This is a genomic window from Steroidobacter gossypii, assembly GCF_016801985.1.
GTDB lineage: Bacteria > Pseudomonadota > Gammaproteobacteria > Steroidobacterales > Steroidobacteraceae > Steroidobacter > Steroidobacter gossypii.
Genome location: NZ_JAEVLS010000002.1, coordinates 1,367,431 through 1,389,354 on the forward strand (window position 1 = coordinate 1,367,431; position 21,924 = coordinate 1,389,354).

Annotated in this window: 17 protein-coding genes and 1 riboswitch; of the genes, 6 read left to right on the top strand and 11 right to left on the bottom strand. The window is 62.6% G+C overall.

Going from position 1 to position 21,924, the window contains the following annotated elements; all coding sequences use genetic code 11:
- Window positions 1-5 precede the first annotated feature (5 nt).
- The gene (locus JM946_RS13190) at window positions 6-2,186 is read left to right on the top strand and encodes an amylo-alpha-1,6-glucosidase (RefSeq protein WP_203167740.1); all 2,181 of its coding nucleotides are present in this window, start codon (window positions 6-8) and stop codon (window positions 2,184-2,186) included.
- Between the two features lie 16 nt (window positions 2,187-2,202).
- Here the strand turns inward: JM946_RS13190 and JM946_RS13195 are convergent, their stop codons facing one another.
- The 6 genes from JM946_RS13195 to JM946_RS31615 form a co-directional block, all read right to left on the bottom strand.
- Complete coding sequence (locus tag JM946_RS13195; protein WP_203167741.1) at window positions 2,203-2,991, bottom strand: DUF4198 domain-containing protein; 789 nt, start codon at window positions 2,989-2,991, stop codon at window positions 2,203-2,205.
- A gap of 24 nt (window positions 2,992-3,015) precedes the next feature.
- Window positions 3,016-5,340 (bottom strand): TonB-dependent hemoglobin/transferrin/lactoferrin family receptor, encoded by a 2,325-nt coding sequence (locus JM946_RS13200; RefSeq protein WP_203167742.1) that lies wholly within the window; start codon window positions 5,338-5,340, stop codon window positions 3,016-3,018.
- Between the two features lie 93 nt (window positions 5,341-5,433).
- The gene (locus JM946_RS13205) at window positions 5,434-6,402 is read right to left on the bottom strand and encodes an EF-hand domain-containing protein (protein WP_203167743.1); all 969 of its coding nucleotides are present in this window, start codon (window positions 6,400-6,402) and stop codon (window positions 5,434-5,436) included.
- Between the two features lie 168 nt (window positions 6,403-6,570).
- Window positions 6,571-7,431, bottom strand: a complete 861-nt coding sequence (locus tag JM946_RS13210; RefSeq protein ID WP_203167744.1) for a copper resistance protein B — start codon at window positions 7,429-7,431, stop codon at window positions 6,571-6,573.
- Window positions 7,428-9,335, bottom strand: a complete 1,908-nt coding sequence (locus JM946_RS13215; RefSeq protein WP_407700520.1) for a copper resistance system multicopper oxidase — start codon at window positions 9,333-9,335, stop codon at window positions 7,428-7,430. Before JM946_RS13215 ends, JM946_RS13210 begins: the two co-directional genes overlap by 4 nt.
- A gap of 82 nt (window positions 9,336-9,417) precedes the next feature.
- A complete protein-coding gene (locus JM946_RS31615) occupies window positions 9,418-9,795 on the bottom strand; it encodes a CopL family metal-binding regulatory protein (protein WP_407700521.1) in 378 nt (125 codons plus the stop codon).
- A gap of 236 nt (window positions 9,796-10,031) precedes the next feature.
- Here JM946_RS31615 and JM946_RS13225 point away from each other — a divergent pair, with 236 nt between their 5' ends.
- The gene (locus JM946_RS13225) at window positions 10,032-10,562 is read left to right on the top strand and encodes an EF-hand domain-containing protein (RefSeq protein WP_203167746.1); all 531 of its coding nucleotides are present in this window, start codon (window positions 10,032-10,034) and stop codon (window positions 10,560-10,562) included.
- Between the two features lie 102 nt (window positions 10,563-10,664).
- On the opposite strand, the gene JM946_RS13230 is transcribed toward JM946_RS13225, so the two are convergent.
- The 4 genes from JM946_RS13230 to JM946_RS13245 all read right to left on the bottom strand — a co-directional run bounded on the left by JM946_RS13230 (window position 10,665) and on the right by JM946_RS13245 (window position 15,530).
- Window positions 10,665-13,274, bottom strand: a complete 2,610-nt coding sequence (locus JM946_RS13230) for a bifunctional aspartate kinase/diaminopimelate decarboxylase (protein ID WP_203167747.1) — start codon at window positions 13,272-13,274, stop codon at window positions 10,665-10,667.
- Window positions 13,275-13,412: 138 nt separating this feature from the next.
- Window positions 13,413-13,631 carry a hypothetical protein gene (locus JM946_RS13235; protein WP_203167748.1) on the bottom strand — a complete coding sequence of 73 codons (219 nt, stop codon included), beginning with the start codon at window positions 13,629-13,631 and terminating at the stop codon, window positions 13,413-13,415.
- Between the two features lie 163 nt (window positions 13,632-13,794).
- On the bottom strand, window positions 13,795-14,598 hold the full coding sequence (locus JM946_RS13240; protein ID WP_203167749.1) for an SAM hydrolase/SAM-dependent halogenase family protein: 804 nt from the start codon (window positions 14,596-14,598) through the stop codon (window positions 13,795-13,797).
- A gap of 62 nt (window positions 14,599-14,660) precedes the next feature.
- Entirely contained in the window at window positions 14,661-15,530 is an 870-nt protein-coding gene (locus JM946_RS13245; RefSeq protein WP_203167750.1) for a MaoC/PaaZ C-terminal domain-containing protein, read from the bottom strand.
- 138 nt (window positions 15,531-15,668) lie between these two features.
- Window positions 15,669-15,761, top strand: a riboswitch (ZMP/ZTP riboswitch).
- A 29-nt stretch (window positions 15,762-15,790) separates the two neighbouring features.
- Here JM946_RS13245 and JM946_RS13250 point away from each other — a divergent pair.
- From JM946_RS13250 to gudD, 3 genes are all read left to right on the top strand, one after another.
- Window positions 15,791-17,053: a serine hydroxymethyltransferase gene (locus JM946_RS13250; protein ID WP_203167751.1), complete on the top strand. Its 1,263-nt coding sequence runs from the start codon at window positions 15,791-15,793 to the stop codon at window positions 17,051-17,053.
- A 115-nt stretch (window positions 17,054-17,168) separates the two neighbouring features.
- Complete coding sequence (kdgD, locus tag JM946_RS13255) at window positions 17,169-18,080, top strand: 5-dehydro-4-deoxyglucarate dehydratase (protein WP_203167752.1); 912 nt, start codon at window positions 17,169-17,171, stop codon at window positions 18,078-18,080.
- A gap of 14 nt (window positions 18,081-18,094) precedes the next feature.
- Window positions 18,095-19,420, top strand: coding sequence for a glucarate dehydratase (gene gudD / locus JM946_RS13260; RefSeq protein ID WP_203167753.1), 1,326 nt, complete (start codon window positions 18,095-18,097; stop codon window positions 19,418-19,420).
- A gap of 28 nt (window positions 19,421-19,448) precedes the next feature.
- On the opposite strand, the gene JM946_RS13265 is transcribed toward gudD, so the two are convergent.
- The gene (locus JM946_RS13265; RefSeq protein WP_203167754.1) at window positions 19,449-20,540 is read right to left on the bottom strand and encodes an ABC transporter ATP-binding protein; all 1,092 of its coding nucleotides are present in this window, start codon (window positions 20,538-20,540) and stop codon (window positions 19,449-19,451) included.
- A gap of 29 nt (window positions 20,541-20,569) precedes the next feature.
- On the opposite strand from JM946_RS13265, the gene JM946_RS13270 reads away from it, so the two are divergent.
- Window positions 20,570-21,922 (top strand): GH1 family beta-glucosidase, encoded by a 1,353-nt coding sequence (locus tag JM946_RS13270; protein ID WP_203167755.1) that lies wholly within the window; start codon window positions 20,570-20,572, stop codon window positions 21,920-21,922.
- Window positions 21,923-21,924 lie beyond the last annotated feature (2 nt).

Genomic DNA, 21,924 nt, shown 5'->3' on the forward strand with positions numbered 1-21,924 from the left:
CTCGTATGATGACCGCTTCCGCCGCGCCCGCTGCTGGCGCAGAACCCGTCTCTCATTTCTATATCTCCGCGCATTCCTCCCTGGCCGAGCTGCGGCCGAGAACGCTGAAGCACGGAGACACCTTTGCGCTGTTCGATCCTTTGGGCGATTTGTCGACGCCGCACGGCCCGCAAGGTCTGTATCACGGAGACATGCGGTTCCTCTCGCAGCTTCGACTCACCATCGAGGATGAAGCGCCGTTGCTGCTCAGCTCCACCGTTCGCAGCAACAACGCCATGCTGGACGTCGATCTGACGAATGCCGACGTAAGGCGTGGCGACACATTGGTGCTGCCGAAAGACACGGTGCACATCTCGCGCAGCAAATTCCTGTGGAACGGGGGCTGCTACGAGCTGCTGTCGGTGCGGAACTTCGCTGACGCGCCGACTCGCATCCGGATCGCGCTGGACTTCGCTGCGGATTTCGTCGATGTGTTCGAAGTGCGAGGTTTCGTCCGCCACACTCGAGGGCGGGTTTCCGAACGAGTGTCGGGTGTGGGACGCGTGCGCTTCGAGTACGCGTCGCTCGACAAAGTGCCTCGCGCCACCGAGGTCGTGTTTCATCCCGCGCCCACGTTGCTGACGGAACGTCGCGCCACCTTCGATCTGGAGCTGGGCCCCAAGCAACGGCGAGCCATCGTCGTGACAGTGCTATGCCGGGGGGACGATCAGCCTCTCGAGGAGCGGTTCTGGCCGGCAATGCGCGCCGCTCAGCGCTCCCTTCGAGATGCGACCCATCGGGCTGCGGCGCTCGAGACATCCAGCAGCTCCGTCAACGAGGTGCTGTGCCGGTCCATGGCCGACCTCTGCATGCTCGTCACCGACACCGATCGTGGTCCCTACCCCTATGCCGGTGTGCCGTGGTTTTCCACGGCGTTCGGCCGGGACGGCCTGATCACCGCCATGCAGATGCTGTGGCTGTATCCCTCCTTGGCTCGCGGGGTGCTGAGATATCTCGCGGCGAACCAGGCGCAGACCGTGGATGCTGTCAGTGACGCCGAGCCGGGCAAGATCCTCCACGAAACTCGCCAGTGCGAGCTTGCCCGGTTGGGAGAGGTGCCGTTTGCGCGCTACTACGGCTCGATCGATTCGACGCCGCTGTTCGTCGCGCTCGCCGGCATGTACTGGCGAACCACGGGCGATCGGCAGACGCTGGAACAGATCTGGCCCAACATCAAGGCCGCGTTCGCCTGGATGGATCACTACGGCGACCCCGACGGCGACGGCTTCCTGGAATATCGTCGGCGCAGCGATGGGGGGCTCGCGAATCAGGGCTGGAAGGATTCCAACGACGCGGTGTTTCATGCGGACGGCGCGCTCGCGGAGCCCGCCATCGCCTTGTGCGAGGTGCAAGGGTACGCCTATATGGCGCGGTCGCTCGGGGCGCAGATGGCGCAAGCGCTGGGCGAAAGCGCACTGGCCGCCCGCTTGCTGCAGCAGGCGAATGAGCTCAAGGAGAAGTTCGAAGCGAGCTTCTGGGACGAAACATTGGGCACTTACGTTCTCGCGCTTGATGGGCACAAGCGACCGTGCCGCGTGCGCAGCTCCAACGCCGGACAAGTATTGTTCACCGGGATTGCATCGCCCGAACGGGCGGCGCGCACGGCGCAGGTGCTGGCGGGGCGCGACCTGTTCAGCGAATGGGGCATTCGCACTATCAGCTCCAGAGAGCGCAGATACAACCCGACCTCCTATCACAACGGATCCATCTGGCCCCATGACAATGCGCTCATCGCGCTGGGGCTCGCGCGCTATGGTCATTCGCGACAGGCGGCGCGCGTCACCGCGGCCATTCTGGATGCAGCCATGCAGATGGATCTGCGGCGATTGCCGGAGCTCTTCTGCGGCATGCCGCGCCGACGTGACAAAGGGCCGGTGCTCTACCCCGTCGCGTGCGCGCCTCAAGCATGGGCGGCTGCCGCCCCGTTCGCTTTGTTGCAAGCGTGTCTAGGGCTCGAGATCGATGCACAACAACGCCTGGTTCGATTGAACCATCCATGCCTGCCGGACAGCATCGATCAACTGCGCATCGCCAACCTGCATGTCGGTGAGGATCGCATCGATATGATGGTGCGCCGGCGCGGCGAGGGCGTGGCCGTCAACGTCTCCAGCCGCAGCGGCGCGGCCGAAGTCGTGGTGGTGTTGTGATTGGATGCGCCCGCATTCACTCCGTCGCCTCGAGCACGACCGAGTAGGTGTAACTCACACCCTGCGGACTCTCCGGCGCAGGCGCCGGGCGGTGGCGGGACATGGCGAGGTAGACACCGGGCTTATCCGGTGTGAAGCTGAAGCGGCCTGCCTCGTCGGTCACCACTTCGGCGAACGCCTTCTTATCCGAATAACGCTGCCCGCCGCTATACACGGAGACCGCGTGGCCTGCCAGGGGCTGGCCCTCGAAGAGGACTTCGAACTTCATCTGCGAGCCGACGAACAGCGAGTTCGGGTGTGACAGCGCGCGATACTCCAGCCCAGCGTTGCGGGGCGCGAGCGCAGGATCCGAAGGCTTGCCGCGAGTGACGTAAACATCGGCGAGGGTGACGCTGGTCACGTCGTACACCTTGGCGCCGGGAGGCGCCGATGCTTTCGGGCTGAGAAACTTCCAGTCGCCGTCGACCCAGGCGGCCTTGGACGTGCGGCCGCTGCGTTTGCCGGTAGAGATGCGATAGGTGCCCTGCTCTTTCGTGTCTGCTTCGACGACAGCCAGGTCTCGCACGTACACGGGCGTCAGCGCCAGCTTCGCGCCACCGGGCGTGAGCACGTGATAATCATCGGACTTCATCGCCACGTCGGGCTCGAAAAACTCTTCGGTGAAGCTGCCCTGCACCGTCACATGATCTCGCTTGCCGAGATCGAACAGGTTCGGCAGCAGGTACGGCGAGTGAGCCTGCGCGCTGCCAAAACACAATAACAAAGCGCCCAGGGGAAGCGCCCGCGCGTTGCAAATGTTCGTCATGCCAACGATCTCCAACCTCAATGATCAAAACTGCCAGGACAAGGAGACGCGGAAATTGCGCCCCGGCTCGCTATAACGGCCAATGCCGTCGCCGGTGACGTAGCCATACAACGTCGTCGTGCCTTCGTTGACGAACCGTACGCGAGGCCACAGGTAGTACTTCTCATCGAACACGTTGTAGACGCCGGCGTTCAAGCGCAGATCCTCAGTGAGATGGAGCTCGCCAAACAAATCCAGCACCGTGTATGCGTCGCTCAAGTAGTCAGGCACGAGCGAGGTGAAGAAATCGTCGGGCGGCGTCTGCGTGAGCGCCGCGTCTTTCATCTTCTTCGCCTCGGCATGCGACACATTGCCGGTCAACGACCAACGCTGCGTCGGCGAGTCGTAGCGCAAGCCGACGACGCCCGTCGCGGGGAGGATGCTCGGCAGCGGATCGCCGTTCTGCTTTTCGCCTTCGCTGTACGCCCAGGCGAGGCGCGCCGACCATTGCCGATTGATCAGCCAGCGACCTTCCACCTCCACGCCCTTGACCACCACATCACCCACGTTCGCCGGCGTGAGATATCGAACGCCATTGCTGACGGTGCAGTCCGTGCCTATGCAGGTCTGATACTGCGTATCCGGATTCTGGATGCGCGCGACTGTTTCAACGAAGTCCGTGTACTTGTCTCGATATACCGAGACGCCCAGCAGGTGGCGATCGGTTTGCCAACGATAGCCGAGCTCCGTATTCAGGCTCTTCTCGGCTTTGAGATTGGGATTGGCAGCGGAATCCCAGACCGTCACCTCATTGCCGGTCGCCACCTCCGTCGCCGTGCTCGTAGACGTCGGCGCATACAGCTCACGAACCGTGGGCGCCCGGAAGCCTCGCCCGACCTGCGCCCACACCGAGTGTTCGGAAGTGAGCTTGAAATCAACGCCTGTCTGCCAGGTGGGCGCGGAGAACTCCACGTCGCGAACGGAACCAGTCTCATCCACAAACTGCGCATCCAGCTCCGGTGAATACTCCGTGCGGTCGTAGCGAATGCCTGCATGCAGGGTCAAGCGATCATCCAGCAGATAAAGACTATCGCGCAGATACACGCTGTAGGTTGTCACATCCGTTTTGGGGATCTGGTCCGGATCGATGGTCACCGAGCTGGTCGCATCGGTCGTTCCAATGTAGCGAGTATCCACCGCCCAGAAGTCGACCTCGCGCTGCTGCCAGGCCAGCCCATAGATGAGTGCGTGGCTCACGCCCTCGCCTCGCCAGGCCTTGGTGAAATCCAATGCCATGCGATCAAGCACCTGCTCAGTCGCGCGATCCTCGCTCCGCACACAGGGCGTGATGTTCTGCGCGCAACCCGAGCCGGCAAGAATGGTGGTCAAGGCGCGAGACTTGGTTTCAACGCGATCTGCCGTCCAGTCGAGCGTGTCGAAGATGGTGCCGGCGTCATCCCACGAATAGCGCAGGCCAAAGCGATCGCGATCGCTGTCGTCATCGGCGCGTCGTGTGAGATAGCCGAGCCCGCCGACACGCGATAAGTTGTCGATCTCGTTGGTGGCGCGGCTGTATTCGCCGATCAGCCCGAATCGCTGCGAGTCGCCGATCAGGAAGTCGAGCTTGGCCAGCACTTCATCGCTCTCGCGATCCATGGGATCCGGCGAGCGACGCCCCGAACCCGTCGGAATCGGCGATGAATCAAACCAGGACTCCGTCTCGTGCCCGCGGCGCCGAGTGTAGAGGGCCAAGGCCTCCACCGGCCCGGTCCGATTCGCGAACGTGGCCGTGGTCATCAGCTCATCGCTGCTGCTCGTGTAGCCGCTCTTGATCCGGAAGTAGGTGTCGTTGCCGGTCGCATCGAGATAGTCATACGCATCCTTGGTGACCAACATCACCGCCCCACCCAGCGCGCCGCTGCCGGCGACAATGGAGTCGGCGCCTTTCACTACCTCGATGCTCTTCACCGAATCGATATCCACGCTGCCACGCCCGGCGCGGAAAAACTCATAAGCCGGCGTCGTCTCGACGGTTTCGGCGAACGCGAGGCCGTCTACCGTCAGCGCAACGCGGTCGCCTTCCAGACCGCGAATGTTGAAGCCGTTGTCGCCGAAGCGGCCCAGATCCACGATGCTCACGCCGGGGATATAGCGAATCGCATCCTCGAAGTTCTGCGCCTGTTCTTCTTCCAGCTCGGTAACTCCGACCACCGTGCGATTGCCCACGATGGAGCGGCCCTCCTCCTCGGCCGTGACTTGGATCTTCTTCAGCTGTCGGGACTGTATATCCGCTTCGGCGGCATGAATCGGCTGCGCCGACAGCAAGGTGGCGACGACCGCCAGGGACAGGACAGCACTCGAGGTACGCATGACAAGCTCCAGACAGAATCCGTGGATACCAATGCCTGGTTGGCGTCGTGCTGACTGGGCGAATGTTCGATTTGTTCTCGACGACTGTGCGCCCTAAGGCGTTTGCGCCTGACTCGTGACGGCGCGCTCCCCTTCCGTGCGGCGCACCCGCACGGGCGGCGGATCGGCTTGAGAAATGAGGCCATCCTTGTTCGTGTCGGCGCGTTCGAACATGCGCGCGCTCATCGCGAAGTATTCAGCACGGCTGATCCCGCCATTCTCATCCGAATCGATGGCTTTGAAGCGCACGCGCCCCTGCTTCAGCTGCGACTGGCGACGATCGGCGATCCGCTCGCTCAGGCGAGCATCGAATTCGTTCACATACTCAGCATGATCAAGCTTGCCGTCCTTGTTGACATCGGTGGCGGCGAAGACCTTGGCGCGCTGGGCGTCGTATTGCTCACGACTCAGCACGTCATCGCCATCGTCGTCATAGATCTCGAGCATGCCAGCCAGGTTGTGACTCGTCGGCATGGCGATGATGGAGCGCCGTCGCGGTGTTTCTTCGCTCTGTATTTCTTTTGATCGGGGCTCGGCGTCATCCTGAGTGATCCGGCCATCTTTGTTGCGATCGAGATGGACGAAAGCGCGCTCGCCCGAGGCATCATATTCGGCGCGGCTGATGAACTCGTCCTCGTCCTTATCGAGCGCCTTGAAGCGAGTGTCGGTTTGCTTCAGCGACGCGTTACGCTCGTCCGCGATGTCGCGATCCAGGCGGACGGCATATTCATTCACGTACTCATCAAGGGTGAGCGAGCCGTCGCGATCAAGATCCGTCGCAGTAAAGCGCAACTTGCGCGTGGCGTCGTACTCGGCGCGCGAGACCTTGCCGTCGCCGTCGTCGTCCCACGCGCCGATGAAAGCGTTGCCGGCATGGCCGCCGGTTGGAAGCGATTCCGCGCCGTTCGCCCTTTCTGCGCCGTGGGCCATGCCCAGGGTTGCTGAAATCACCAACGCCGCGCCACAAATGCCTAAGGCATGGCGAACCATCAGCAGTGCTGATGCGCGAGAAAAAACAAACATGGCGAGACTCCCAAGTTGTCGGACGCACGGAGCCACAACGACGGGAGCGAAAGGCCAGGCTCAGCCGTCCGTCATGGACTGTTGTTGGCTGGCCGGAAAGCTGGCGGCTCGTCGGAGTTCGCCGACGAGCGCCAGAGATGATAACGATTCTCAAATAGTTGGCAAGTGCTAGAACCAGACTCGCAGGCCGGCGACAAACTGAACGTCGTCGGCGTCATTGCCTTCAGCGCGCGCAAGGTCAGCGGTCTCCCCAAACTTCCGCGACCACAACACGCCGATGTACGGCGCGAACTCGCGGCGAATCTCATAACGCAGGCGTAACGCGAGCTCCGCATCGCTGAAGCCCGAGCCGACCCCGTTCGCGGCGTCGTCCTTGCCATACGCGCTGAGTTCGACTTTGGGCTGCAGCACCAGCCGCTGCGTCAGAAACATTTCATATTCCGCGGAGAAGTTCGCCGCAGTACGACCCTCCTCGCCTGCGTACATCAACGCCTCGACCTCGAACCAGTAAGGCGCCAGTCCTTGCACGCCAAAAGCAGCCCAGGTTCGAGAAGGACCTTCGCCGAAGTCGTGCGCGACCCCCGCCTGCACACTCCACCACCGTGAAATCACATGATCCCACAGCAACTCAGCGGACCCTTCGTATTCACTGTCAGTTCGCTCGCCTTCCGTCTTGAGCAGCGCCTTGTCGTAGTCGTTGCCATACCAAAGGCGGCCGTCCCAACCCAATGTGTCGCCTGCATCGGCGTCGCGCCATTCGAACTGATCGAACAGCACCATGCCGAAAGGCGCCGTATCGTCCATGCCCATCATCTCGGCCATTTCCTCTTCGGACATGTCGCGCATGACGTACTTGGGCGGTGGCGGCGGCACATGCGCCCGCTCGCTCTCCGTACGCTGATCTCCATGAGATGCGTGATGGGCTTGATGCTGAGCGTGCTCATGATGCTGATGTTCTTCCTGAGCGCCAGCTGCAGCGGCGGACATCGTCAGCGCCAAAGCCATGTGAACCCTGATTCGCGCGCTCATGAGTGCGCTCCATGGCCGGCGCCAGGCCCGCCTGCGCCGCCCTCATCGCCGGACTCGACATGCACCTCCCGGAACATGCCCGCTTCCATGTGATACAGCAGATGACAGTGATACGCCCAGCGCCCGGGCGCATCCGCCGTCACGGCGTAGCTCAACTTCTGCGCGGGATTCACGTTGACCGTATGCTTGCGCACCTGGAAGTGGCCGGAAGCATCTTCAATCTCGCTCCACATGCCGTGCAGATGGATGGGATGCGTCATCATCGAGTCGTTCACCAGCGTGATCCGCAGGCGCTCGCCGAGCCGGAACTTCAGCGGTTTGGCTTCGGAGAACTTCTGGCCGTTGAAGGACCACACGAAGCGCTCCATGTGGCCGGTCAGATGCAGCTCGATCTCGCGCGCGGGCTCGCGTCGATCGATCGGACCACCGATGGTGTGCAGATCGGCATAGGTCAGCACACGACGGCCGTTGTTTCTCAAGCCCACGCCGGGATCGTTCAAGCCGATATTCGGCTGCTCGGCCTGCATGTCCTGCAACGGCGTGCGTTCGGTCGATGGATGATGCAGGGCGGACGCGCCGTGCCCCATCGCGGCGTGATCAACCGCGCCACGCTGAGCGGAGGAGCCATGCGCCGCGTGCGGGTCCGTCTCGCCAGAACTCCTCTGTCCATGACTCCTCTGGCCATGATTCCTCTGACCATGGTTCATCTGGCCATGATCCATTTGGCTGTGATCCATTGGCTTCATCGAGCCGGCGGCGTGGGCGCCATGTGACATTCCCATGTCGCCCATCGTCAGCAGCGGCCTGGGATCGAGCGGCGGAATCTCTGCCTCCAGGCCCGGACTCGGTGACAACGTCCCGCGTGCATAGCCGGAGCGATCCATCGCCTGCGCAAAGATCGTGTAGGCCCGATCATCCTTGGGCTCGACGATCACGTCGTACGTCTCCGCCGCGCCGATACGAAACTCATCGACCGAGACCGGCTCCACGTCCTGTCCATCGGTCGCAACGACGGTCAGCTTCAGTCCTGGAATACGCACGTCGAAAAACGTCATCGACGAACCGTTGATGAACCGCAGCCGCACCTTCTCGCCGCGAGAGAACAATCCCGTCCAATTGCCCGTCGGTGTCACGCCGTTCATGAGATAGGTGTACGCGTAGCCGGACACATCGAGCATGTCGGTGGGGTTCATGCGCATTTCGCCCCACATGCGGCGATCCGCGACGGTTTCGCTCCAGCCGTTCTTTCGAACATCGGCAAAGAACTCGCCCACCGTGCGGCGACGGAAGTTGTAATAGTCGCTGTGCTTCTTCAACACCGCGAAGATGCGTTCGGGATCGATGTCCGTCCAGTCGGACAACATCACCACGTAGTCGCGTTCCGTCGGGAAACGCTCGCCGCCGCGGCGCTCGATCACAATGGGCCCATAGAGTCCGGTTTGTTCCTGGAAGCGCGAGTGCGCGTGGTACCAGTAAGTGCCCGCCTGGTTCACTTTGAAGCGATACAGATATTCGCCGAGGCTCGGAATCCCCTCGAAGCTCAAGCCCGGCACCCCATCCATGTCGGCCGGCAGGATCATGCCGTGCCAGTGAATGGAGCTGCGAGCGGCGAGTCGATTGGCCACTCGCAATGTGACCGTGTCGCCCTCGCGCCAGCGAAGCAGCGGCCCGGGGATCTGCCCGTTCACCACCGTGCCGACACGTTTGTTGCCGGTGAAGTTGAAGGGCGCCTCACCGATCTGCAAATCGAAATGCGAGCCGGTGAGCACGGTCTGCGCATGACTTTGCGCCCAACCGGCGCCGCGGGGTGCGCCGAGGACGAACAGCCCGGCGCCAGCCGCTTGTAGAAAACTCCTGCGCGAGAGCTGCGGCAGGCGCGCTCGCGATGATGGCATCGAAGACATGAAAGCCTCTTGAAACAAAGCGTCGACATGCGGGCATGCAGCCGAAGCTGCAAGCCTCGCTCGGCAAACGTGAATCAAGAGATCAGGCGGGAGGTCTGAACAAACTAGAAGGGCGTTGTGAGATTACGCCATCGGCGCCGTGCAAGATTCTCGGCACGGTGGCGCCAATCGAGCCTACAGCCATGGCTTCGAGCGCCGCGCAGGGCACGTGCAGACAGGGACACTCGCACTCACCGGTCTCGCAGCAGTCCTGCTCCCCCGCTGAGTGCCCCGCGTAATTCTGGCTGTGCTCGCCATGGTGCGCCTGGGCCGACGCATTCCCACTCTCGTTGGCGTCGTGGCATTGAGCAGGATCGTTCACGCCCGTAGCCATCGCATGCCCAGGAGCAGTGAGAGCACCCTCGACTGGCATGGCGTGCCCGAGCTCGCCCATGACCAAGCGGGTCACGAGCAAGATCATCAGAGCCCAGCGTTGCCAGCAGAATTTGCGCACGGCGTGAGAGTAGCGTTCCCCACCGCATCGCGCAAATTACCCCGTGGCAAGGTTTGTGACGAGCCATCCGCCGACACACGGTCGGCGGGGCCCTGAAGGCGATTCCTGCCACGATGCGGCGAATGGAGACGTCGGTGACCGCGCAGGAACTTGAGCCTCGGCGCCACGTTCAATGGGAACTCAAACCTGTTGGGGGTTTCACCATGAAATCTTTGGCTCCAAGACTGATTCCCGTCGCGATCGCCAGCATTCTGTGCGGCGTGGCTGTGGCCGGCGGTGGCAAGGACGACAAGTTGTCGATGATGGACAAGAACGGCGACGGCAAAGTGACACAAGCTGAACATACGCAAGGCGCCAAGATGATGTTCAGCAAGATGGACACGAACAGGGATGGCAGCGTGACCGCGCAGGAGATGGATTCTTCGCACGGCTCGATGCACCAGGAAGGTCACTCGACGGCGCGCACCGAGGGCACGCCGGATCGGGAACGGATGGAAGACAAGAAGGCCTACGATCCGGCCGGCAAGGGCAAGTCCCTGCCCAAGGGCATGTCGTCCCAGCAGAAGATTGCCGCCATGGACACCAACAATGACGGCAAGCTGAGCGAGGCGGAGCATGCCGCCGGCACCAAGCAAATGTTCAGCAAGATGGATGCGGACGGTGACGGCTCATTGACGGCGCAGGAGTGGAAGGAAGGTCATCGCAAGGAGATGACCGCCAGCGACACCGAGTAATCGATCGGCCGCAGGAGGCGATCCCAGCCGGATGGGAACGAAGCGGGCCCTAGGGGGCCCGCTTTCAGGTGAGCCGCGCATGATCGCGCGGCTCAATGCGACTTACACCAGCACTTCGATAGCAGGCTCACGCAAGTTATAGGTCGAGCTCATCGCCCGACCGTATGCGCCTGCGGTGGCAAACAACAGCACATCGCCTTCCTGGGTCGGCGGCAGCAACCGATCCGTGCCCAGCGTGTCGCCCGACTCGCAAATCGGCCCCACGACATTGACCACTTCGGTAGGCAGATCATCCAGGCGAGTGAGATTCACGATTTCGTGATGCGCGCCGTACAGTGCCGGGCGAATCAGCGAGTTCATGCCCGTCGCCACGCCGACATAGTGGACCTCGCCCTTGCCCTTCAACTGCGTCACCTGCGCCAGCAGCACGCCGGCCTCGGCCACGAGATAACGGCCCGGCTCGATCCACAGCGTGAGCTTCGGATGCGCCGCCTTGAGCGCAGCGAGCGTCTCGCCAAACTCCGAGAGCACCACGCCCTGCTGCCCCAAGCGCTCCGGCACGCCGAGACCGCCGCCGAGATCCACGATTCGCACATCTTTGAACCGCGCGGTGAGCGCGGTGAGCGTGTCGCCCACCGACTTCCAGTTATCGACGCTGAACACACCGCTGCCGGTATGCGCATGCAGACCGACGACCTTCGCGCCGGCCGCCTTCACCAGGCGCTCGAGCTCATCCATTTCGAACAACGGCACACCGAACTTCGAGTGCACGCCCGCGGTGCGCACCTTGTCGTGATGACCGCGGCCATAACCGGTGTCGATGCGAATGAAGACATCGCGTCCCTTGAACAGCTCCGGCCAGGCCTTGAGCGGATGCAAGTTATCGAGCGTTACCCAGATGCCCTGCTCCACCGCCCACTCATACTCGGCCCGCGGGGCGAAGTTGGGTGTGAACAGAATCTTCTGCTTGCTGAGCGACGGCACGGTTTTCATCACGTGCTCGACCTCGAAGCGTGAGACGCACTCGAAGCCCAGACCCAGCTCGGCGAACAGCTTGATGATCTCAGGATGCCAGTTGGCCTTCAGCGCATAGAACACGCCTTCGATGCCGGGCAGCGCCCGCAGCGCCTTGGCCTTCGCGGTTAGCGTGGCGCGATCGTAGACGTACGCGGCGCCATGCTCGCGTCCCAGCGCGATCAAGTCATTGCGGCGATCGTGCCACCACTGCTTCAGCTCGAGCGCGGCCTTGTCCTTCGGCCCGTACAGCTCCTCCCAGGTCGGACCGAGCACGCGATCGGCGGTCATTTTCTGGATGGCGATATCGTGCAGACGCGACACCAGACGGTCGCCCTGCGTCTCGTCGATCACGAACGTGATGTTCAGATCGTTGGCCGCCTGCGTCACCAGATAGATCTTCTGCTCCTCGAACAGCTCGAGCGCATCGCCCAGGCGGTGCAGGATGGCGCGAATGTTTCTTCCGACCAGGCTCACCGCGGCGCACGGCCCGATGACTTCCACGCGGCACAGCTTGCCCAAATCGACGACCAGCGCCTCGAGCGTTGCTTTATCCAGCGTATTGGCCGCCGGGTCGAGCGACACGGTCACGCTGGTCTCGGACGTCGAGACCAGATCGATCGACAGGCCGTGATCCTTGAACACCTGGAATGCATCGGCGAGGAAGCCCACCGAGTGCCACATGCCGACGGTCTCCATCGACACCAGCGTGATGTTCTTCTTGATGGTGACGGCTTTCACCTGCGCGGCGACGTTGCCGCCGTGGGTGGTGATGACGGTGCCTTCGAGCTTCGGCGTTTGCGTCGCGTACACGTACAGCGGGATGCCGTACTGCTTCACCGGCATGATGCAGCGGGGATGCAGCACCTTCGCGCCGCTGCTGGCGATCTCCTGCGCCTCGTCATATTCGAGCGCACGTAGCAAACGTGCGGTCGGCACCGAGCGGGGATTGGCGCTGAACATGCCGGGCACGTCGGTCCAGATCTCCAGACGACGCGCCTGCAGCTTGGCGGCGAAATAGCTGCCCGAGGTGTCCGAGCCGCCCCGGCCCAGCAACACCGTGTCGCCGTGCTCATCGCTTGCGATGAAGCCCTGAGAAATGAACACGATGCCTTGGCTGGACCAGCGACGCTGCAGCTCGAGATCCGGCTCATAGTTACAAGTGGCGGACAGATAGCTCGAGCGCAGATTCGCATTGCGCCGCTGCTCGGCTTTCAACACGGTGCGAGCGTCGACCCACTGCGTATCCAATCCTTGTGAGGACAGGAACGCGGCGCCAAGGCGCGTCGCCATCAACTCGCCTTGCGCCATCACGCGAGCACGCAGCCGCTCGCTCACCTCGCCCACGAGCGCGATGCCGGCGGCGATCTGTCGCAAACGTTTGAATTGCTCTTCCAGATCCTGGCTGGGCGTGACGCCAAGATCGCGCGCCAGGTCACGATGACGCTGCTCGATCTGGTTCATCACCGCCTGTGCTTCATTGCTTTGCGTATCGAGCGACAGCGCGAGCAGTTGTTCGAGACGATCGGTGATGCCGGACAACGCGGAATGAATGATGACCGGACGCAGACCTTCGGCCAGCCGCTCGCGGACCACCGCCGCGATGTTTTTCCAGTTGGCGACCGAGGAAACGCTGGTGCCACCGAACTTGAGCACTACCCACGGCGACGCCGCGGGCGTGGAATCAGCCATCGTCATTTGTGAGCTCTTCGTTTGTGAGGAAAAGGATCGGGTTCGCGGCCCAGCGCGCACCATCCTGGCTCCGGCCTTCTAGAGCTTTGCCGGAGAGCGACAGCTGTAGTGGCGCGAAACCTGCTTGGTCCGCGCGGCACCTTACTATTCTTCGTCGAAATCGTTCAGTTCTTTCTTCAGGCGCCGGTCGGCCAATACATCCTCGAGTTTGCTCCAGGCCGCTTTGCCTTTTTTCGCCGCTTGGGCGGCGTTGGGACGGGCGCGTCGAGCGCCAGCGTCGATGAACTTCTCGTAATTCTGGTCCTCGTCGCTTTCGGCGACGAAGTCATCGTCGAGATCGAAGTGATCGTCGTCTCTCTCCATTGGGCGTTCCTGAAAAATCCAGCCAAATCAACTACATCGGTAACCGGCGCGGCCGGAAGCCTGCGGACTATATACGATGCGCGGCGGTTTTCAATGGCTTGGAGGACAGGCGGTTCAAATAGTTCGACGGGGCCCACCTTTGGCCCGAACCGGGCCGGGATATTCAGGGAGCATTACTGACCACCACCGGCGCCCCCCGACCCAACCCCAAGGCCTCGGCCGCGCTTTGCTCCGCCCGGGCGATTTCGACCACGCCGAAGGAGTTGACGAGGGCCAGAAACTCCCCCGGGCTTACGTCGCCATAAGTGCGCCTGAGGGCGAAGGTGTGGCCGCCGGTCTTGACCATGGGCCGGCTGAACGACTGGATCAGGGCGCCGTCGATGTTCGTGATCAGATTGCCGAAATGGTCGGTCGTCATGACCACTCCGGCCACCTGGTCGGCCGCGACGCTCGGCTCGTCCACCCAGGACGGCACGATGTCGTGAGTCTCAGGCCCCAGGTCGGTCGGACTCGCGCGCCGCCCGGCAATATCCGCGGCCAGCGGGGCGAAAATGTCCCGCCCATGAAAGGTGGCGCTGGCCGGCGGCAGCTTGAATCGGGCGCCCGCGTGGGCGGGATCGAAGCGGTAGATCTTGGCCGAGGGCGTCGTGCTCACGATCGGCGCCAGCAGCCCGTTGTCCGGGGCGAGAAACGCATGACCGTTCGCGACCACCGCGATGATGTCGCGCTTGGTGCCTACCCCCGGATCGACCACGGCGACATGCACCGAGCCTTCCGGGAAGTAGCTATAAGCCCGCGCCAGCCAGAACCCCGCCTCCGCCGGCCAATACACCGGTACGTCGTGAGTCACGTCGATGATTCGCGCTTCGGGCAGGCGCGCCAGGATGCGACCCTTCATGGTCGCAACGAACGGGCCTTGGGGACCGAAATCGGTGGTGAGGGTGATGACGCCGCAGGCGGAGAACATGGGGATGAATGAGCCCAGCTAAGACTTGAAGGATGGAGACTTGAGGATTCAGACTCGTGAATTCAGAGCCGGTACTCGCAGCGACCGAAGTCCTGAACGATGGCATTGCGCTCGCTTGCGACCACCCGGAATGACGCGTCACCGGCGGCGATGTTCCAGATCTCTACCTGCAGCGGCTCGCCCGGATAGACCGGGCTGGTGAAGCGCGTGTCCAGTCGCAGCAAGCGCGAAGGATCGTCTCCACACAGCGCCCTGATCAACGCCCGGCCCGCCATGCCGTAATGACACAGGCCATGCAGGATCGGCCGCTCGAACCCCGCCACCGCCGCGATCTCGGGGTCGCTGTGTAGCGGATTGTAGTCGCCCGACAAGCGATAGATCAGCGCCTGGTTTGGCATGTTGGTGAGCGGCACTGCCTGATCGGCGTCGTGATCGGCCGGCACCGCGCGAGGTTTGGGTGCGCCTTCGCTCTTGCCTCCGAAGCCGCCGTCGCCACGCAGGAACGCCACGTTGCCCAAGGTCGATAACAGATCGCCCGAGCCGGCATCGAACAGTTTGCGCGTCATGTACAGGATGGCCCCCTTCGCCGCGCCCTTGTCGTAGATCTCATCGATCGAGGACTCGCCAATGACCGTACCCTCGATCGGCAGCGGCTTGTGAATCTGCAACGTTTGCTCCGCATGCAGCAGCAGCTTGAAGTTGATGCCGAGCTCAGGTTGCGCGAGCAGCATCGGCGCAACCCCCAGCGTGACGGCCTGCGTGGGCAGCGCGACGAGCGACTTCTCATAAACGTATTTGAGATCGCCAGCGTCGGTAGGATCGCTTGCGCCCACGCCCAGACCCAGTGCGTAGAGCATGGTGTCGCGCCGCGTGTAGGTGTGGCGGATGGGTTCGAACTGCATGCTCTTCAGCTTGGCGTAGTCGATCGGCATGGTCGCTCCATGAGTGAGATGCAAGGCGCTGCGAGGATTGTCACTGAATCATTCCCGGCGCGCCATGACGGCGAAGCGTCCCTCACACAACTTTTGGGTGCCAGCTTGCAGATCTCGAAATGTCTGGCGTAGCATCCACTCCGCGCATGTGACTGGCGTCAGATGGAATAACCATCGGGAAGCATGCGCGCAGGGTCTCCCCTGCCGCGGCCGCTCGCCTGGGCTCCAAGTCCACCCTCCTTTGTCACTGGAGCGCCGCTATGCAGATCTCATTCGACTTGCTTCGCTCGTCCGACCCCGATGTATTCGATGCCGTGCTTGGCGAGGAACGCCGTCAGCGCGAAGGGCTCGAGCTGATTCCGTCCGAGAACTATGCTTTCCCCGAGGTTTACGCCACCAACGGCTCGGTGTTCGCCAACAAGTACGCCGAAGGTTACGTCAGCCGCCGCTACTACGGTGGCCAGCAGTTCACCGATCGCATCGAGTCGCTCGCCATCGAGCGCGCCAAGCGCCTGTTTCGCGCCGAGCACGCCAACGTGCAACCGCTCAGCGGCTCGCCCATGAATCAGGCGGTCTATTTTGCGTGCCTCGAGCCAGGCGATACGGTGCTGGCCATGGATCTGTCGCATGGCGGACATCTCACGCATGGCGCGCCGGTGTCTTGCATGGGTCGCATCTTCAACTTCGTTCGTTACAAGACTTCACCGCCTGACGGCTCGATCGATTACGACGCGGTGCTCGCGACCGCACGGCAGGTGCGGCCGAAGATCGTGCTCTGCGGTCATTCCTCGTATCCGCGCGAGGTGGACTACGCGCGCTTTCGGGCTATCGCGGACGATGTGGGCGCGCTGTGCATGGCGGATGTCTCTCACGTCGGAGGCTTGATCGCAGGCGGGGCGTTGGCGAATCCGCTCGATGCGGGCTTCGACGTCGTCACGACGACGACTCACAAATCCCTGCGCGGCCCGCGCGGTGGAATGATTCTTTGCAAGTCATCTCTGGCGCAGAAGGTCGATTCGGCAGTCTTCCCGGGCATGCAAGGCGGCCCGCACATGAACGCGGTGGCTGGCATCGCCGTGACCCTGAAGCTTGCTGCCGAACCCGCCTTCAAAGCGTATGCCGCGCAAGTTGTTCGCAACGCTCGCGCGCTGGCCGATGAGTTGCTGAAGCACGGCTGCACGCTGATCACCGGCGGCACGGAGAATCATCTCATCGTCATCGACACCATTCGCTCGTTCGACATCGATGGCCGCGTGGCGGAAACGGCGCTCGATCTCGCCGGCCTCACCGTGAACAAACAAGTGATCCCCGATGACCCTCGCCCGCCGTTGAAGCCCAGCGGAATCCGCTTGGGCACGCCGGCGCTGACCACACGCGGGATGAAGGAGTCGGAGATGCAACAGGTCGCGGCGTGGATGGTCGCTGCGCTTCGCTCGCCGGCGGATGAGACGAAGCTACGAGCCCTTCATGATGAGGTTCGTGCGCTCTGCGCCCGCTTCCCCGTGCCGGGCCTCGATCCATAGCACCCCGATTGGGGGATCATTTGTGAACAAATGGCCGCGCTAAGACATTGAGACTGAATCAGCCGCACGCTACTGAGAGACGCCCGCGCAGCTTGCCGGCTCTGGGCCAAATCGCATGAATCCGCAAGATCTCAAAGCCATTCTCGGCTCGGGGCTTCTGTCCTTTCCGGTCACCGACTTCGCAGCCAATGGGGATTTCGATGCCCCCAGCTACGCAAAGCGGCTCGAATGGCTGGGGCTCTATGGCGCAAGCGCACTGTTCGCGGCTGGCGGCACTGGTGAGTTCTTCTCACTCGAGCCAGGCGAGTTTTCCGAAGTCGTCAGGACGGCGGTCGACACTTGCCGCGGCCACGTGCCTATCGTCGCTGGCGCCGGCGGCCCGACTCGCCAGGCTATTGCTTATGCCCGAGAGGCCGAACGCCTGGGCGCCGCCGGCATTCTGCTGCTTCCGCATTATCTGATCGAGGCCACTCAGGCTGGCCTGATCGCTCACGTGGAGGCGGTCTGCAAAGAGGTTCGACTCGGGGTGGTTGTCTACAACCGGAATGTCTGCCGCCTGAACGCCGACAGTCTCGAACAGCTCGCCGAACGGTGTTCGAATCTGATCGGCTTCAAGGACGGTATTGGTGACATCGAGCTGATGGTCACCATTCGGCGCCGCCTGGGCGAGCGCCTGACCTATCTCGGTGGTCTGCCGACAGCGGAGGTGTATGCCGCGGCTTACCGCGCAATCGGTGTGCCGGTGTACTCCTCCGCAGTGTTCAACTTCATTCCTCGAACGGCCATGACGTTCTACAAGGCGCTCGCCAGCGACGACCGCGCAACGGTCAATCGCCTGCTGGACGAGTTCTTCCTGCCATTCCTTGCCATCCGCAACCGCCGCGAAGGATACGGAGTCAGCATCATCAAGGCCGGTGCAAAACTGGTGGGTCATGACGCAGGTCCGGTGCGGGCGCCGCTGACCGATCTGCTGCCTGCGGAATTGGAGCAACTCGACGCGTTGATCCGCAGGCTGGGTCCGCAGTAAGTCGGGCAGCGTCGATGAGCACACCCCTCGTTGCGCAGATGCGTGTGATCCCGGTCGCCGGCCACGACAGCATGCTGCTCAACTTAAGCGGCGCGCACGGGCCATATTTCACACGCAACGTAGTCGTCCTTCGCGACAACGCAGGCAATACCGGCCTCGGTGAAGTACCCGGCGGAGAAAGCATTCGCCAGACTCTGGAAGATGCTCGTGGCCTCGTCGTCGGACAGCCGATTGCCCATTACCAACGCGTGCTCAACGCCATGCGAAACACTTTCGGCACCCGAGATGCCGCTGGCCGGGGGCTGCAGACCTTCGATCTGCGCATGGCCGTGCACGCAGTGACAGCGATCGAATGTGCGCTGCTCGATCTGCTCGGCCAACATTTGAACGTACCGATGGCCGCGCTGCTCGGTGAAGGGCAGCAGCGGGATGCGGTGAAGATGCTCGGGTATCTCTTCTACATTGCCGATCGCACACGTACCGACCTGCCCTACCGCAGCGAGCCCGAGGCGGACAATGAGTGGTTCCGCCTGCGCCACGAGCCCGCGCTCACTGCCGACGCCATCGTCCGCCTGGCCGAAGCAGCCCAGCAGCGTTACGGATTCACCGACTTCAAGCTCAAAGGCGGTGTGCTGCGTGGCGAAGAAGAGATGGAGGCGGTGAGTGCGCTCGCCGACAGGTTCCCTGAGGCGCGCATCACTATCGATCCCAATGGCGCCTGGTCGCTGAAGGAGGCCATCGCCCTGTGCCGGGACAAGCGCGAAGTGCTTTCATATGTTGAGGATCCGTGTGGGGCCGAGAATGGATACTCCGGGCGCGAGGTGATGGCTGAATTTCGCCTCGCCACCGGTCTGCCGACCGCTACCAATATGGTCGCAACCGACTGGCGGGAGATGGCGCACGCCATCCAGCTGCAATCGATCGACATTCCACTGGCCGATCCCCATTTCTGGACGCTGCACGGCTCGGTGCGTGTCGCGCAGCTGTGCCGGGACTGGGGCCTCACGTGGGGCTCGCATTCGAACAATCATTTCGATATTTCACTGGCCATGTTCACCCAGGTGGCCGCCGCAGCGCCTGGTGAGATCGCCGCCATCGATACGCACTGGATCTGGCAAGACGGCCAGCGTCTGACGCGCAACCCGCTGCAGATCGTCGACGGTTTCGTGCAGCTTCCCAAGCGGCCAGGCCTCGGCGTGGAGCTCGACGAGCAGCAGTTGACTCGGGCGAACGAAGTGTACCTTCGAGAAGGATTGGGCGGGCGCGACGACGGATCGCCCATGCAGTTTCTTATTCCCAGCTGGTGCTACGACCACAAGCGTCCCTGCCTGGTTCGCTAACGTCCTGGAGCCGCCGTGGGCACAGTAACTAAGAATGCGCGAGCCTCTCCTCGCTCTGCGCATCGAAAAAATGCAATCGATCCGGCGCCACCTGCAGCGTGATGGTCGAGCCCAGCGGCGGCAAGTGATAGGGCGAGGAACGAACGATGACGCGCCACGCGCCCACGCTCGCGTGAATGAACGCCTCATTGCCGACGGTCTCGATCAGATCCACCAGCACGCTCAACCGAATGTTTCCGGGCGGCGTCGCACCGTCCACGCGATGTAGATCTTCGGGGCGAACGCCGACGACGACAGCCCGGCCGGTGGGAAGTCCGCCGGGGACGGGAAGCTCGGCGCCCTCGCCTTTCAGTATCGCCTGCCCCATCGGCGCGGCATGCAGCACCCCGCGGAAGAAGTTCATCGCCGGGTTGCCCAGGAACCCGGCCACGAACAGATTCACCGGCCGCTCATAGATGGCCATGGGGGTATCGATCTGCTGCACGATCCCGCGATCGAGCACGACGATACGTTGACCTAACGTCATCGCTTCGACCTGGTCATGCGTCACATACACCATCGTGGTCTTGAGCGAGCGATGCAACCGCGCGATCTCTGTGCGCATCGCCGAGCGCAGCTTGGCATCCAAGTTGGAGAGCGGCTCATCGAGCAGGAACACCTGAGGGTGCCGGACCAGCGCGCGTCCGAGCGCAACGCGCTGACGCTGACCGCCCGACAATTGTTTGGGCAGTCGGTCCAGCATGGAGCCGAGCTCGAGCCGCTCCGCCGCATCTCTCACCCGATCCGCCACTTCAGCTTCTGAATGCCCACGCAGCTTCAACCCGAAGCCGAGGTTCTCCCGTACTGTCATGTGCGGATACAGGGCATAGCTCTGGAACACCATCGCGATATCCCGATCGCGTGGCTCCAGGTACGTGACATCGCGATCGCCGATGTGAATGGAGCCGCTGGTCGCCTCTTCCAGCCCCGCGATCAAACGCAGCAGCGTGCTCTTGCCGCAACCCGATGGGCCCACCAGCACCAGCAGCTCGCCATCGGCGATATCGAACGAGGCGCCCTCGACGCCGACGTGACCGTTGCTGTAAACCTTACGTACGGCTTTGAGTTTTACTGCTGCCACGCGTGCGCAAGCTCCTCTACACTGTCCGCATGACCCCACCCATTCAGTTCCCCAGCGATTTCCTCTGGGGCTGCGCCACCTCCGCGTATCAGATCGAAGGCTCGCCGCTCGCTGACGGCGCCGGGCCGAGCATATGGCATCGCTTCTCGCATACACCGGGGCGCGTGCAGGACGGAGACACCGCGGATGTGACCTGCGATCACTACCGGCGCTGGGAAAGCGATGTCGATCTGATTCAGTCGCTGGGCATGAACTCGTATCGTTTCAGTATCGCCTGGGGCCGCGTGCTGCCCGAAGGCGTCGGCCGCATCAACGCCGCAGGTCTCGACTTCTACGAACGCCTGGTCGACAGGCTGCTGGCGCGCGGCATCCAGCCAATGGTGACGTTGTTTCATTGGGATCTGCCGGCGGCGCTGGACGATCGCGGCGGCTGGTTGAATCGTGACATCGCGCAATGGTTCGCGGAGTACGCGGACATCGTGTTTCGCAGGCTCGACGACCGCGTCAAATATTGGACGACCTTGAATGAGCCGTGGGTGGTGGTGGACGGCGGTTATATGCATGGCGTGTTGGCGCCGGGTCATCGCAATCTGTTCGAAGCTCCGCGGGCCGCGCATCATCTCATGTTGGCGCACGGCGCGGCGGTACAGGCCTATCGCGCGAGCGGACGCAACAAGATCGGACTGGTCGTCAACATCGAGCCCAAGTATCCGGCGTCGCAATCCGAGGCGGACCTTGCAGCGACTCGCCGTGCTGAAGCTTATATGAACCGGCAATATCTCGAGCCTGCGCTGCTCGGTTCGTATCCCAAAGAGCTCATGGACATCTATGGAGAGGCCTGGCCGCACTGGCCGGATGCGGACCTGAAAATCATTCGCCAACCCATCGACTACGTCGGCGTGAACTATTACACGCGCGCCGTCGTGCGAGCCGACCCGAACGCGTGGCCGCTCGGCGCCAGCACGGTGAAACAAAAGCAGCACACGCACATGGAGACCGGCTGGGAGGTGTTTCCGCAGGGCCTCACCGATACGCTGCTGTGGATCAAGGACAACTACGGCAATCCGCCCGTCTACATCACCGAGAACGGCGCGTGCTTTTTCGATCCGCCGCAGGTCGAAGGTCCATTGCTCGAAGATCCGCTGCGCATCGACTATCTGCGCAAACACATCACCGCGGTCTACAACGCCATGCAACGCGGCGCCGACATCCGCGGCTACTTCGCCTGGTCGCTGTTCGACAACTTCGAATGGGCGTTCGGCTTTTCCAAGCGCTTCGGCCTGGTGCACATGAACTATGAAACCTTGCAGCGAACTCTGAAGGCGAGCGCGCATTTCTATGCGAAGGTGATTGCCAGCCGGGGCGCGGCGCTCACAGAGTGACC